General features: G+C 73.4%; 9 protein-coding genes. 7 read left to right on the forward strand and 2 right to left on the reverse strand.

Annotated features, from left to right (window positions below):
- The first annotated feature begins 360 nt into the window (after positions 1-360).
- The 4 genes from ACZ45Z_RS21140 (at position 361) to ACZ45Z_RS21155 (ending at position 3,151) form a co-directional block, all read left to right on the forward strand.
- Entirely contained in the window at positions 361-1,314 is a 954-nt protein-coding gene (locus ACZ45Z_RS21140) for a PAC2 family protein (protein ID WP_468364466.1), read from the forward strand.
- A 139-nt stretch (positions 1,315-1,453) separates the two neighbouring features.
- Positions 1,454-2,044, forward strand: coding sequence for a dephospho-CoA kinase (gene coaE, locus ACZ45Z_RS21145; protein WP_468364469.1), 591 nt, complete (start codon positions 1,454-1,456; stop codon positions 2,042-2,044).
- A gap of 119 nt (positions 2,045-2,163) precedes the next feature.
- Positions 2,164-2,484, forward strand: coding sequence for a cupin domain-containing protein (locus tag ACZ45Z_RS21150; RefSeq protein ID WP_468364819.1), 321 nt, complete (start codon positions 2,164-2,166; stop codon positions 2,482-2,484).
- Positions 2,485-2,740: 256 nt separating this feature from the next.
- A complete protein-coding gene (locus tag ACZ45Z_RS21155) occupies positions 2,741-3,151 on the forward strand; it encodes a tetratricopeptide repeat protein (RefSeq protein ID WP_468364472.1) in 411 nt (136 codons plus the stop codon).
- A 163-nt stretch (positions 3,152-3,314) separates the two neighbouring features.
- Here the strand turns inward: ACZ45Z_RS21155 and ACZ45Z_RS21160 are convergent, their stop codons facing one another.
- Together ACZ45Z_RS21160 and ACZ45Z_RS21165 are read right to left on the reverse strand one after the other, a co-directional pair.
- Positions 3,315-3,650 (reverse strand): DUF6343 family protein, encoded by a 336-nt coding sequence (locus ACZ45Z_RS21160; protein WP_468364821.1) that lies wholly within the window; start codon positions 3,648-3,650, stop codon positions 3,315-3,317.
- A 184-nt stretch (positions 3,651-3,834) separates the two neighbouring features.
- Positions 3,835-5,340 carry a UvrD-helicase domain-containing protein gene (locus ACZ45Z_RS21165; RefSeq protein WP_468364474.1) on the reverse strand — a complete coding sequence of 502 codons (1,506 nt, stop codon included), beginning with the start codon at positions 5,338-5,340 and terminating at the stop codon, positions 3,835-3,837.
- A gap of 356 nt (positions 5,341-5,696) precedes the next feature.
- Between ACZ45Z_RS21165 and ACZ45Z_RS21170 the strand changes: the two genes are divergently transcribed.
- The 3 genes from ACZ45Z_RS21170 to ACZ45Z_RS21180 are packed head-to-tail and all read left to right on the forward strand — an operon-like array spanning position 5,697 to position 12,165.
- On the forward strand, positions 5,697-8,657 hold the full coding sequence (locus tag ACZ45Z_RS21170; protein WP_468364476.1) for a DEAD/DEAH box helicase: 2,961 nt from the start codon (positions 5,697-5,699) through the stop codon (positions 8,655-8,657).
- Positions 8,654-10,219: an SWIM zinc finger family protein gene (locus ACZ45Z_RS21175; RefSeq protein ID WP_468364478.1), complete on the forward strand. Its 1,566-nt coding sequence runs from the start codon at positions 8,654-8,656 to the stop codon at positions 10,217-10,219. Before ACZ45Z_RS21170 ends, ACZ45Z_RS21175 begins: the two co-directional genes overlap by 4 nt.
- A gap of 14 nt (positions 10,220-10,233) precedes the next feature.
- Positions 10,234-12,165, forward strand: a complete 1,932-nt coding sequence (locus ACZ45Z_RS21180; protein ID WP_468364479.1) for a helicase-associated domain-containing protein — start codon at positions 10,234-10,236, stop codon at positions 12,163-12,165.
- Positions 12,166-12,424: the final 259 nt, after the last annotated feature.

Below are 12,424 nucleotides of genomic sequence, written 5' to 3' on the forward strand. Positions count from 1 at the left end.
GCACAATCGTCAAGCGCCAACTGCGCGGGGTGGGCGGTAGTTCGCGTAGACGGGCTATCGGGGGCGGAGCGGAGGGGGAGACGCGGGCCGCCTCCGCTGATGGGGCTTCGGGTGAGGGGGCTTCGGGCTGTGGGGTGGGGGCTGCGGGCTTCGGGGAGCGTGGGGTGCTTGGGGCGTATGGGGCGCGGGGGTGCGGGAGATGTGCGGGTGCCGAGGGGTGGGAAAGCCGGTGCCTGAGTGGGTGCCGTCCCGGGCGTCCGTGCTCGGACCTGGTGGGGGACCGCATTCCCGTAGCCGGTGCGGGAATGCGGTGTGTGTTCTGGATGTTCTTGCAGACGGACATGAGGAGGAGCGGTCACTGTGTTGGATCCCCAGGGGTTGTACGAATGGGAGCCGAGCGGGCTCGCGGCGGTCGAGGCCATCGCGGCCGGCGACTCCGCCGGGCTGGTGCTGCTGTACCACTTCGACGGCTACATCGACGCCGGCGAAACCGGCGACCAGATCGTGGAGCGGCTGCTCGACGGCCTGACGCACCGCGTCATCGCCCGTTTCGACCACGACCGGCTGGTCGACTACCGCGCCCGCCGACCGCTGCTCACCTTCGAAAGCCACCGCTGGACGGCTTTCGAGGCGCCCAGCATCGAGCTGCGGCTGGTGGAGGACGCGACGGGTGCGCCCTTCCTGCTGCTGTCCGGCCCCGAGCCGGATGTGGAGTGGGAACGCTTCGCGGCGGCCGTGCGCGAGATCATCGAGCGGCTGGGGGTCCGACTGTCGGTCAACTTCCACGGCATCCCGATGGGCGTCCCGCACACCCGCCCCGTGGGCATCACCCCGCACGGCAACCGCACCGACCTGATGCCGGGACACGGCAGCTTCTTCGACGAGGCGCAGGTACCCGGCAGCGCGGAAGCGCTGATCGAGTACCGCCTTGCCGAGACGGGACACGACGTCCTGGGCGTGGCGGCGCACGTGCCGCACTACCTTGCCCGTTCCGCGTATCCGGACGCCGCGCTCACGGTCCTGGAAGCGGTGACGGCCGCGACCGGCCTGGTGCTGCCCAGCGCCGCCCACTCCCTGCGCACGGAAGCCCTGCGGACGCAGGAGGAGATCGAACGGCAGATCTCGGAAGGCGACGAGGAACTGGTCGCGCTGGTCAGCGGCCTGGAGCACCAGTACGACGCGGTGGCCGGCGCCGAGAGCCGGGGCAACCTGGTGGCGGAGACGGTGGAACTGCCGTCGGCCGATGAACTCGGCAGGGAGTTCGAACGCTTCCTGGCGGAGCGCGAGGGCGACGGAGGCGGGAGCGGGGCCTGAGCCGCTGCGGGAGGAATGGGCGTCGGGGTGGGTTTGGGGGATGGGCTTCACGACGGGGATGGGTTTACGACACCCTGGACAGGCCCTGGGACCTTTGGCGCGCGGACCGGCGGCGCGCGGACCGTATAGCGTGGGGCTCATGGTGAAGGTGGGGCTGACCGGAGGAATCGGCGCGGGCAAGAGCGAGGTCTCGCGCATGCTGGCGTCGTACGGCGCGGTGATCGTGGACGCGGACAAAATCGCCCGCGAGGTCGTAGCCGCGGGCACGCCCGGACTGGCCGCGGTCGTCGAGGAGTTCGGCGGGCAGGTCCTCGCACCGGACGGCACCCTGGACCGCCCCAGGCTCGGCGGCATCGTCTTCGCCGACCCGGCCAAGCTCAAGGCTCTGAACGCGATCGTGCACCCCCTGGTAGGCATCCGCTCGGCCGAACTGGAGGCGTCGGCGGGGCCGGACGCCGTGGTCGTACACGATGTGCCGCTCCTGACGGAGAACGGCCTGGCGCCGCTGTACGACCTGGTCGTCGTCGTGGACGCCGCCCCGCAGACCCAACTGGACCGGTTGGTACGGCTGCGCGGCATGACGGAAGACGAGGCGAAGTCCCGGATGGCCGCCCAGGCGACCCGCGAACAACGGCTGGCCGTCGCGGATCTCGTCATCGACAACGACGGACCGCTGGAGGCGCTGGAACCCCAGGTCCGAGCGGTATGGGAGCGCCTTCGAAGCGCTTGAGGCCGGACGATACCCTCACCGCCATGACTGCTACCGACCTTGACCGCAAGGCCCTTGAGCCAGAGTCCGACGCCGGCGCGGCCTCGGCGCCCGCGTCGTTCGTCGTCAGTGTCCCCGGCATGGCGGACGCCGACCTGGAGCCCGAACCGCTGGACCCCGACCAGGTCGTTTCCGGTGAGCCGGTCGTGACGGGCAAGGTGCTCTGGGAGTCCCCGGACGGTCGGCAGCTCCGCGGAATCTGGCAGATCACCCCGGGTGTGGTGACCGACACCGAGGCCAACGAACTGTTCGTCGTCGTCAGCGGGCGCGCCACCATCGAGGTCGACGGCGGCCCCGTGCTGGAGGTCGGCCCGGGCGACGCCTGCGTCCTGCGCCAGGGCGACCGTACGCGGTGGACCGTGCACGAGACGTTGCGCAAGGCGTACCACATCAGCCTCTAGGGACGCATGGACGCACGCACGCACGCACGGACGGCCAGCCAGGACGGACGGCCCGGCGCCCGGTGCCGGCCGAGTCCGGCGGGGCAGACCGTGATCGTGCGGGCGCGGGCGGTGCGAGCCCGCGCCTGCCGACGGGGAATGTGGCGGTTGAGGCAGGTGTTGTGCGGCGTGTACGGCCGTCCCCCGTCGGGCGGTCGGCCCGCCCGGAGGGTGACGACCGGCCTGCCCGGAGGGTGACGACGGAGAGGAGACGCCCGTGTCAGAGCGCAGCCCCGAGACGCACGTCATCGATTACCGCGCCGCGGAACGGCTGCTGGCCGCCCGTGACCCGCGCGGAGCGATTCGGCTGCTGGATTCCGTCATCGCCGCCCACCCGGAGAACACTGCCGCGCGATTGCTGCGCGCCCGCGCCTTCTTCCTCGCCGCGCAACTGCGCCCGGCGGAGCTTGAGTTCCAGATCGTCCTGGAACGCGAGCCGGACAATGCCTTCGCGCACTTCGCACTCGGCCGCACCCTGGAGCGCGCCAACCGCCCGGAAGAGTCGCGACGCCATTTCCGTCTCGCGGCGGCCCTGGAACCGCGCCCCGACTTCATCGAAGCGGCCCGCTTCGCCCCCGACCCCGACTCCGGCACGGGAGACGGCAACGGTGACCGCAGGGGCGACTGAGACGGCAACCCGGCCGGGAGAGTCCGGGGCCCTGGTTCACACGCCGAGGCCCTGCCCCAACGACCCAGCGCCCTGAGCCAGCGCTCTGACTCAACGGTGCCTGAGTCACCGACTCAGCGTGGCCTGGTTGAGCACGGCCTGTGACCTGCCGCTTTACCTCGTTTCACCATCCCGCCCCGCCGCGCCGGGAACTCCGGCCGCGCATGCTTCGCCCCGAGACGCCGCCCTCCCGACCGTGGCCTGGTTCGTCGGGGGGCTCGTAGGGGGGTATCTCCTTGCCGGGCTGGAAGTGCGGTCCCTGGCGGATGTGGCGGATCACCACGACCAGGTCCGTGCCCGCTACGGCGGCCAAGGCGGCACACGCCGCCGCCCAGCCGGGCCGCTCGGTCATGGCGAAAGCCACTGCTCCGGCGATGGCCCACAGCATTCCCCACAGCGCGAGCCCGCACCGTATTCTCAGCGGGCTGCGCGCCTGGCTCGGCTCATTTCCCGTACGCATCGGCACCCATCTCCCTCCTCAAGGATCCTCCCGATCGATGCGTCAGTCACGCGTTCGGTCGCTGCGCTGATCTCCCTCCTCGCGTCTCCGCCCTCGCTCCTCTCGTTCATTGGCGCGTCGCCCTCCTCGCGCCTCTGTGTCCTCGCGTCTCTCCTCCCTACGCGTCCCCCTCCCAGGCATCCCGTCACTTCGCGGTCCGTTCCTCCGCTGGACGCGGATCGCCTGCCGGGTGGGTGTTGATCCACGACAGGCCGCCGAGGTCCAGGCGGGACCGGGCCCGGGTCACCGCGACGTAGGCCAGGCGGGCCTCGTCGACGTCGATCGGCCCCGGCAGCGGGGCGCCGTCCTCGTCGCGCTCGTCAAGATCGTCGGGGGCGGCGAAGTCGTCCGCGATACGCACGTCGGCCCATTCCCGTCCCTTCGCCCGGTGTGCCGTGGACACGGTCACCTCGGCGGCGTCCTCGGGCGAGAGCCGGCCCAGGGCGCGGAGAACGGCTTCGGTGCCGTGCTCGTCGACGAGTTCCACCAGGGGCAGCAGGTCCCGGCCGGCCGGGTCGAACTCCGCGTACTCCCGTAGTTCGGCCCAGGACTCGAAGAGCATCAGCTCGGGGTGCGTGGTGCGGCGCCCGGCTTCCAGGTCGTGGGCCGCCCGGGCGAGGGCGCCGAGCGCCTCGCCGCCGCCGGCGAGCGCGACGCGGCGGCCCGCTTCGAGCTGGCGTATCACCTCCACCATCGCCCCGACGTTCGACCGGCACAAGATCGCCTCCGGCTCGCGAACGGTGGTCAACTCCGTCTTCAGCGAGGGTGATCCGGTGAGGCGGATCGGGGCTCCGATGATCGTCAGCCAGCGGTTGGCTTCGGCTGCCAGCGCCGGCCCGAAGCGAAAGGACTGTGACAGGCTGAGGTGTCTGCCGTCGAACCCGGTCATCACATCTCGCGCACCGCGCCAGCCGTAGATGGCCTGGGCGGAGTCTCCCACCAGGACCAACTGCGCATGCGCGCGTTGTGCCGTGAAGACCTGCTCGATCACGGGATTGGTGTCCTGCGCTTCATCGAGGAGGAGGAAATCCCCCGGGATCACCGGCTCGCTCAGCGCCCACATCTTGAGGTAGTGGTCGTGCTCGAAGCGGACGACGCCGTGGTCGGGGTCCTGAAGGTCGGCCCAGGCCTTGCGCGCGTAGGGCAGGACCAACCCGGCGAGATGATCGTGCAGGGCGTCCGATTCGGCGCCGCGCAAGGGAGGCACATGGTGGCGAGCGATCTCCTTGTCGGCCGACTGGCAGAAGCGGGTGACCGTGCGCAGGGCGGTGTAGGAGAGGGCCTTGTTGCTGACCTTGCGTGGTCCGACGCGTACGGAGGTGCCCTCGTCGATGCCTAAGGCCGCGCCCGTCTTCCAGCCCGCTTGCCGAGGGGCTTTCATCCGCGCTTGGTAGCCCCTGCCCACCGCGTTGTAGGCGAGGGCGTGGGCGGTGCCGCAGGCCACCTCGGCGGGGAATTTTCTGGTGGCGTCGCGGGCGATCGCTCTGTTGAAGGCGATGTAGCGGCCGACCCTGTGCTGACGTCGGGCGGCGTGCGCGAGCATCGCGAGCGTCGTCGTCTTTCCCGTGCCGGCACCGGCTTGGATGACGAGCGGGGCGCCGGTCGTGAAGGCTTCGGTCGCCGCGGTCTGCTCGGGCGTGGGGACGTGCATGGGTGCTCCTCACCGACATCGTTTGATTACCGAGAGTGATTTCGTCACTGACTGTAACGGATTTTCGCGGGCGAGTGGGAAGCGATTTTCGAGCTGTGGATAACTCCGTCCTGTCAGCCGCGCGGACGGGCGTTGTCAGTGCCGTCTGCTTCCATCGAACTCACGCTGAGCAGGCGCGGCGGTCGCACGCCGGCCGCGGGCTCGGGCCGGATCCGGGCACGGAAGGGGGAGCGGTGGGCGCGACCGTAGACTCGCAGGTCGGGGCCGCAGTGGGCGGTCAGGTCCGGCAGACCGGGCAGGCGCCGCGAGCGGCCCGGAAGCATCAAGATCTATGGGAACCGGCAGCAGGAGATCGCATGACGAGGCGGTGGGAGGCGACAGCGGGCGCGTTCCCGCCCGGAGCCGGAACGGTCCCAGGGGCGGCTGACGCGCTGACGGGCTGTGCCGCGGTCTTCCTGCCCGCGCAACCTCCGCGGGCCGGGCGGCTCGCTTTCTGGCGGCCCGAGGGCGGTCCGCTGCCGGACCTCGCGGCCGGGAGCGGTGAAGGCGTCGCCGGGGGCGCGGCGGGGGGAGGGGCGTCGGCCGGCGAGCCCGCCGAGCTGACCGTCGCCCGCCGCCACGGAAACGGCGCCCGCAGCCGCACGGTCCCCGCCGTGCTCCTGCCCCTGGCCGACGCGGTACCGCTCCTGGTCCGGGCCCGGCACGACCCGGCCGCCCACCCGGCCACCGCATGCTGGGGCGCGGCGACCCTTCACGCCCTCCACCTCGCCGCGCGCGGCAGACTGCTGCCGGGGCTGACCCTGGAGGACGCCGACGCCTGGCGCGCCGGCCCCCTCGACCCCGAAGACGTCGCCCACCTGCGGGCCATCGCCGCCGCCATGCCCGCGGAGGCGCACGCCGTCCCGCTCGCGGGCAGCCGTCCGCTCCAACTGCCCGACCCGGTCGCCCTGGTACGGCTCTTCGTGGACGCGGTCGCCGACACCCTGCCGCGCACCCCCGCCGCCGGGCTCGTGGCCGGCGGCCCGTACGCCGTGCGTGAGCCCCACCGTCTGCCCGGCGCCCGGGAATGGGCGGCGGAGGTCGCCGCCGGGGTCGACGCGGGCGTACGGCTCTCGCTGCGCCTCGATCTGGCACCGCACAAGCTCTTCGACACCAAGGAGGACGTGGAGAGGGGAAGGGGTGAGGGCGCCGACGAGGACACCGGGGAGGACGCTCGCACCGAGGAGCGCGGTGCGGCGGCCGCCGTCCTCCAGGTCCACAGCCTCACGGACCCCACCCTGGTCGCCGACGCCGTCAGCCTGTGGGAAGGCGAGGGCCCCGACCACTTCGGGCCGCGCTCCCGTGTCGACACCCTCCTCGCCCTGCGGCGCGCCGCCCGTGTCTGGCCCCCGCTCGCCCGCCTCCTGGAGCGGCCGGTCCCCGACGTCCTGCCGCTGAGCGAGAACGAGCTGTACGACCTGTTGGGGGAGGCCGCCCCACGGCTCGGCGCCGCCGGAGTGGCGGTTCACTGGCCCAAGGAACTGGCCCGCGGCCTGACCGCGGCGGCGGTGCTGCGCCCCGCCCCGGGATCGGCCGCGGACGGCTTCGGGTTCTTCGACACGGAGCAACTGCTCCAGTTCCGCTGGCAGGTGGCCATGGACGGCGTCCCGCTGACCGAAGCGGAAATGGACGCCCTCGCCGAGGCCCACCGCCCCGTGGTCCGCCTGCGTGACCAGTGGGTGCTGGTCGACCCGGCGCTCGTCCGCAAGGCGCGTAAGCGCGAACTGGGCTACCTGGACCCGGTCGACGCCCTCGCCGCGACACTCGGCGGCACCACGGAGGTGGAGGGCGAAGAGGTCGAGGTGGTGCCCCTGGGCGCCCTCGCCGCGCTGCGCACCCGCCTCACCACCGAGGCCCGCCCGCTGCCCCAGCCCCCCGGGCTGCGGGCAACCCTGCGCGACTACCAACTCCGCGGCATGGCCTGGCTCGACACGATGACGTCCACCGGCCTCGGCGGCTGCCTCGCCGACGACATGGGCCTCGGCAAGACCATCACCGTCATCGCGCTCCACCTCCACCGCAAGCCCACCGCCCCCGTCCTCGTCGTCTGCCCCGCCTCCCTCCTCGGCAACTGGCAGCGCGAGATCGAGCGCTTCGCCCCCGGCACCCCCGTACGCCGCTTCCACGGCGCCGGCCGCAGCCTCGACGACCTGCGCGGCGGTTTCGTGCTGACCACCTACGGCACGATGCGCGGCAGCGCCGCCCAACTGGCCGCCCGGCCCTGGGCGTGGGTCGTCGCCGACGAGGCCCAGCACGTGAAGAACCCGCGGTCCTCCACGGCCAAGGCGCTGCGCGGCATCAAGGCACCGGCCCGGATCGCCCTCACCGGCACCCCGGTCGAGAACAACCTCTCCGAGTTGTGGGCCCTCCTGGACTGGACCACGCCGGGGCTCCTGGGTTCGCTCAAGACCTTCCGGGCCCTGCACGCCCGCGAGGTCGAGGGCGGCGAGGACCCGGAGGCGGCGCGGCGGCTGGCCGGACTGGTGCGTCCGTTCATCCTGCGGCGCAAGAAGTCCGACCCGGGGATCGTGCCCGAACTGCCGCCGAAGACCGAGACGGACCACCCGGTGGCTCTCGGACGGGAACAGGCCGCGCTGTACCAGGCCGTCGTCCGCGAGACCCTCACCCGGATCGAGTCCGCCGAAGGCATCGCCCGCCGCGGCCTGGTCATGAAGCTGCTCACCGCCCTCAAACAGATCTGCAACCACCCCGCGCAGTACCTCAAGGAAGCCGCCCCGGGGCTGGCCGCGCGGTCCGGGAAGCTCGAACTCCTCGACGAACTGCTCGACACGATTCTCGCCGAGGGCGGCGCCACGCTCGTCTTCACCCAGTACGTGGGCATGGCCCGGCTCCTCGAACGCCACCTCGCCGCCCGCGGCATCGCCAACCAACTCCTGCACGGCGGCACGCCCGTCGCCGAGCGGGAGAAGATGGTCGACCGCTTCCAGGCGGGCCACGCCCCGGTCTTCCTGCTTTCGCTGAAGGCGGCGGGTACGGGCCTCAACCTCACCCGCGCGGGCCATGTGATCCACTACGACCGCTGGTGGAATCCGGCGGTGGAGGAGCAGGCCACCGACCGCGCGTACCGCATCGGCCAGACCCAGCCCGTCCAGGTACACCGGTTGATCGCCGAGGGCACCGTCGAGGACAACATCGCCCAACTCCTCGCCGCCAAGAGAGCCCTCGCCGACGCGGTGCTCTCCGGTGGCGAGAGGGCGCTCACCGAACTGTCCGACGCCGAACTGGCGGACCTCGTCTCCCTGAGGAGGACCGCATGAGCCCGTACCCATCTCCCGGCGGCCACCGGCCCCCCGGCGACGAGCCCCGCCGCCCCTCTGCCGACCGGGCCCGTATCCCGGGAGGCGCCGGCTTCCTGGGGCGGCCCGCCGCCTCCGAGCGGGCCGTGGCCGCCGACCGCCTGGCCCGCGCGGACCGCTCGCGCACCTTTCCGCCGCTGCCCGCGCCCACGGGGGCCGGTGGGGAGTTCGCCGCCTCGTGGTGGGGAAGCGCGTGGCTGGAGGCGTTGGAGACCACCGCTCTCGACCCGGCCCGGCTGGAGCGGGGCCGGACGTACGCCCGGGACGGCCACGTCGACACCATCAACGTCACACCGGGCCGCATCGTCGCCTCCGTACGCGGCAGCAAGCCCCGCCCCTACAGTGCGGAAGTCCGTCTGAGGACGCTCTCCGACGAGGAATGGGACGACCTCCTCGACGCGGTCGCCGCCGAGCCCGCGCAGCTCGCCGCGCTGCTGGCCAAGGAGTTGCCCAGAGCGCTGGCCGAAGGCGGGGCAGGGCTGCTCCCGGGGCCGGGAGACCTCGTTGCCCGGTGTTCGTGCCCCGACAACGGGCGCCCCTGCAAGCACGCCGCCGCCCTCTGTTTCCAGGTCGCCCGCCTCCTGGACGCGGACCCCTTCGTCCTGCTGCTGATGCGCGGCCGGGGCGAAACCGAACTCCTCGACGCCCTCTCGCGTCGCAACGCGACCCACACCGCCCGCGAAATCCACGCCCACAGCGTCACCGGTGCTGCGCCAGGGCGCGGCCCGGCCAAGGGCGCGCCCGGCCGCGAACCGGCCCCGCAATCCGCTTCCTCCGGTGCCACCGTGGCGGACCACGCCGCCGTAACCCGCGAACCCACCGCCCCCGCCTCTCCACCGGAGGGGGCCACCCGAGGAATCCCCGCCCGTGAAGCCCTCGCCGACCGTCCCCGGCCGGCGCTCCCGCCGCCGCTTCCGGCTCCCGCGCACGCCGGCCGGCCGCTCGCCCTCCCGGACGCCGAGGGCCTCCCCTTCGACCCCGCCGCCCTGGAATTCCTGGCCGCCGACGCCGCGGCCCGCGCCCATGCCTGCGTAACCGCCGCGGCAGCTCCCGCGGCCGGCGGCCCGCTCGCCGTCCGCAGCCCGTTTCCGGACCTTCCCCCCTGGGAGGACGCGATCCGGCTGGCAGCCACCGCCCACCCCACCGCGGGCCTGACCTCCACCACCCGCGCCCTCTACCGCGACCTGGCGACGGCGACCGGCCGCACCCCCGCGGACGTGGCCCGCTCCGTCGCCGCCTGGCGCCAAGGCGGCCGCGAAGGGCTCACGCTCCTCGAAGCACCCTGGGACCCTCCGGCGGGCGACTTCGACCGCGCCCGCAGCGCCCTTCTCGCCGCGGACCTCCCCGCCCTCCGGCCGCGCCACAACCACCTCACCGACTCCACCCGCACCCTCCAGCTCCGTTTCGGCCACGACAACCGCTGGTACCCGTACGAATCCGAGCCCGGCGCCGAGGACTGGTGGCCCACCGGCCCGGCGGACCCCGACCCCGTGGGCGCCCTCACCGCCCTGCTCGCCCGATGACTAACCTCAAGCCCGTGGAAGGTCTCGACACACTCACCCGGTCCCTGGCACAGCGCACCCCCGAACAGCTCGCCGCGCTCCTCACCCGCCACGCCGAGCCGCTCGCCCGCCGCCCCGCGGCCACCCGACTCCGCGACCTGGCAAGCGCGTTGTGGTCCTACGAAACCCTCCACCACCTGGTGCTCCATCTCGATCACCCACGGCTCCAGGTACTCGCCACCACGGCCCGCATCAGCCAGGAGCGAGCCGGGCGCGACGCCCCCACCCCCGCCGTACCCGCCCCGGGCGCCGACTACCAGTCCCTGATGGCACACCGGCTGTCCTTCCCCCACCTGGCCACCGTCCCCGTCCCACCCGAAGACGTCTACGCCGCCCTCGGCGCCACCACCCCGGGCCCCGCGCGCACCGCGGCCGAGACCGCCCTGCGCTCCCTCTACGACGACGCCCTCGCGGCCCCCGACGACGACGGCGCCGTCGTCGTGCCCCCGCGCAGTCCCCAACTCCTCGCCGCCCACGACCTCGGCCCCTTCGCCGCGCGGGCGCCGCGCCCCGTCGCGGACGAGGCGGCCGCTTCCCCCGGGCCGACCGGTGCCGTCCCGCCGGCCTCCCCGCACGACGAGTCCCGGGCCGCCGCGGCCGCCTCCGCCGCGGCCATGGAGCGCCTGCTCGCCTCCCTGGCGACGCGGCCCGCGGCACTGCGCAAGTCGGGCGGGCTGGCCGTACGAGAGATCAAGCGGCTGGCCAAGGAGGCCGGAGCCACCGAGCCGCACACCCGGCTCCTTCTCGACCTCGCGCTCGCCGCCGACCTCATCGCACTGACCCGCACCCCGGCCGGTATCACGGCGCTGCCCACGAGCGCCTACGACGAGTGGCTCGCCCGCTCACCGGGTGAGCGTCTCGCCCCCGTCCTGGCCGCCTGGTCCGCCCTGTGGGCCGTGCCGACCCACACGCCGGCCGGGCAGACACCGACCGCCATGGAACGCGGCGACGACCGGCACGCCCCCGCCCTGCGGCACGCCCTGTTGGCCGCTCTGGCCGACGTCCCCCTGAACCCTGGAGCGGCCCTGCCGCCCCTGACGGCCCCGGAAGCCCCCGAGCACGAACAGCGGGTCGACGCTTCCCTGGAACGGCTCCTGCGCGCGGCCCACTGGCACCGGCCCCTCGCCGTCACCGCTCAGCCGACGGCCGGGGCACGCGCCGCCCACACCCTCCACGAAGCCGCCTACCTGGGCCTCACCGCCCACGGCACGCTCACGCCCCTGGGCCGCGCGCTCCTCGCCGACCCCCGGTCTCTGAACGAGGCGCTGCGCGACCTGCTCCCGCCGCCCCTGGAACAGGCCCACTTCCAGGCCGACCTGACCGCCGTCGTCCCCGGCCGGCCCGCGACCGGCCTCGCCGTGCTGCTCAGCGCGTCGGCCGACCGGGAATCCGAGGGACACGCCGTCACCTGGCGCTTCACCCCCGCCTCCGTACGCCGCGCCCTGGACGCGGGCCACACCGCCGGCACCCTGCTCGACGACCTGACCGCGGCATCGGCCACCGGCACCCTGCCGCAACCACTGCGCTACCTCCTCCAGGACGCCGCCCGCAACCACGGCCGGATGCGCGTGCTGCCCGCAGCCTCCTGCATCCGTTCGGACGACGAGGCCCTCCTCGGCGAGCTCGCCGCCCACCGCGCCCTGCGCGCTCTCGGACTGCGTGCCATCGCCCCGACCGTCCTGGTCAGCGCCAGCCCGCCGGCCGCCACCCTGGAAGCCCTCCGCGCGGCCGGTTACGCCCCCACCCTTGAGTCCGACACGGGCGCCACGACCGTCGAGCGCCTCCCCGCACACCGCTCCAAGGCGCCCGCGCCGGCCCGCGACCTCAACGCGCCGCTCGCCCTCGCCCAACGCCTCCTGGGGTCCGAGAGGGAGCAACGGCAGGGTGCGGGAGCCGGCGGCGCCTGATCCGAGGCGGGTCCGTCCCGCCGGCTCGCCCGCACACGGTGACCTTCGGATCCGGCCAACTTTCCTTCCGGGCCGGCCACGCCGCCCAACGCCCTGCGGCGGCCGAAGGCCCGGTCTCCTAGGCGTTCCAGAACATCGGCCAGGGAATGCCGGTGCTTCCTGATGCGCCGATTCCTTGAGCTCCGAAAGCGAAGCGCCGACATGTCAATTCCCCGCTTTCTTTCTTAAGTTCCCTGAAGTGTCGTTAATCGGCGCTGTC

The sequence above is a fragment of the Streptomyces sp. NPDC031210 genome (genome assembly GCF_055570395.1).

What these genes read in the sequence shown, in the direction of transcription:
- ACZ45Z_RS21165 (WP_468364474.1), bottom strand. Translation starts at nt 5,340, where the DNA reads ATGCACGTCCCCACGCCCGAGCAGACCGCGGCGACCGAAGCCTTCACG.
- coaE (WP_468364469.1), top strand. Translation starts at nt 1,454, where the DNA reads ATGGTGAAGGTGGGGCTGACCGGAGGAATCGGCGCGGGCAAGAGCGAG.
- ACZ45Z_RS21160 (WP_468364821.1), bottom strand. Translation starts at nt 3,650, where the DNA reads ATGCGTACGGGAAATGAGCCGAGCCAGGCGCGCAGCCCGCTGAGAATA.
- ACZ45Z_RS21170 (WP_468364476.1), top strand. Translation starts at nt 5,697, where the DNA reads ATGACGAGGCGGTGGGAGGCGACAGCGGGCGCGTTCCCGCCCGGAGCC.
- ACZ45Z_RS21150 (WP_468364819.1), top strand. Translation starts at nt 2,164, where the DNA reads ATGGCGGACGCCGACCTGGAGCCCGAACCGCTGGACCCCGACCAGGTC.
- ACZ45Z_RS21175 (WP_468364478.1), top strand. Translation starts at nt 8,654, where the DNA reads ATGAGCCCGTACCCATCTCCCGGCGGCCACCGGCCCCCCGGCGACGAG.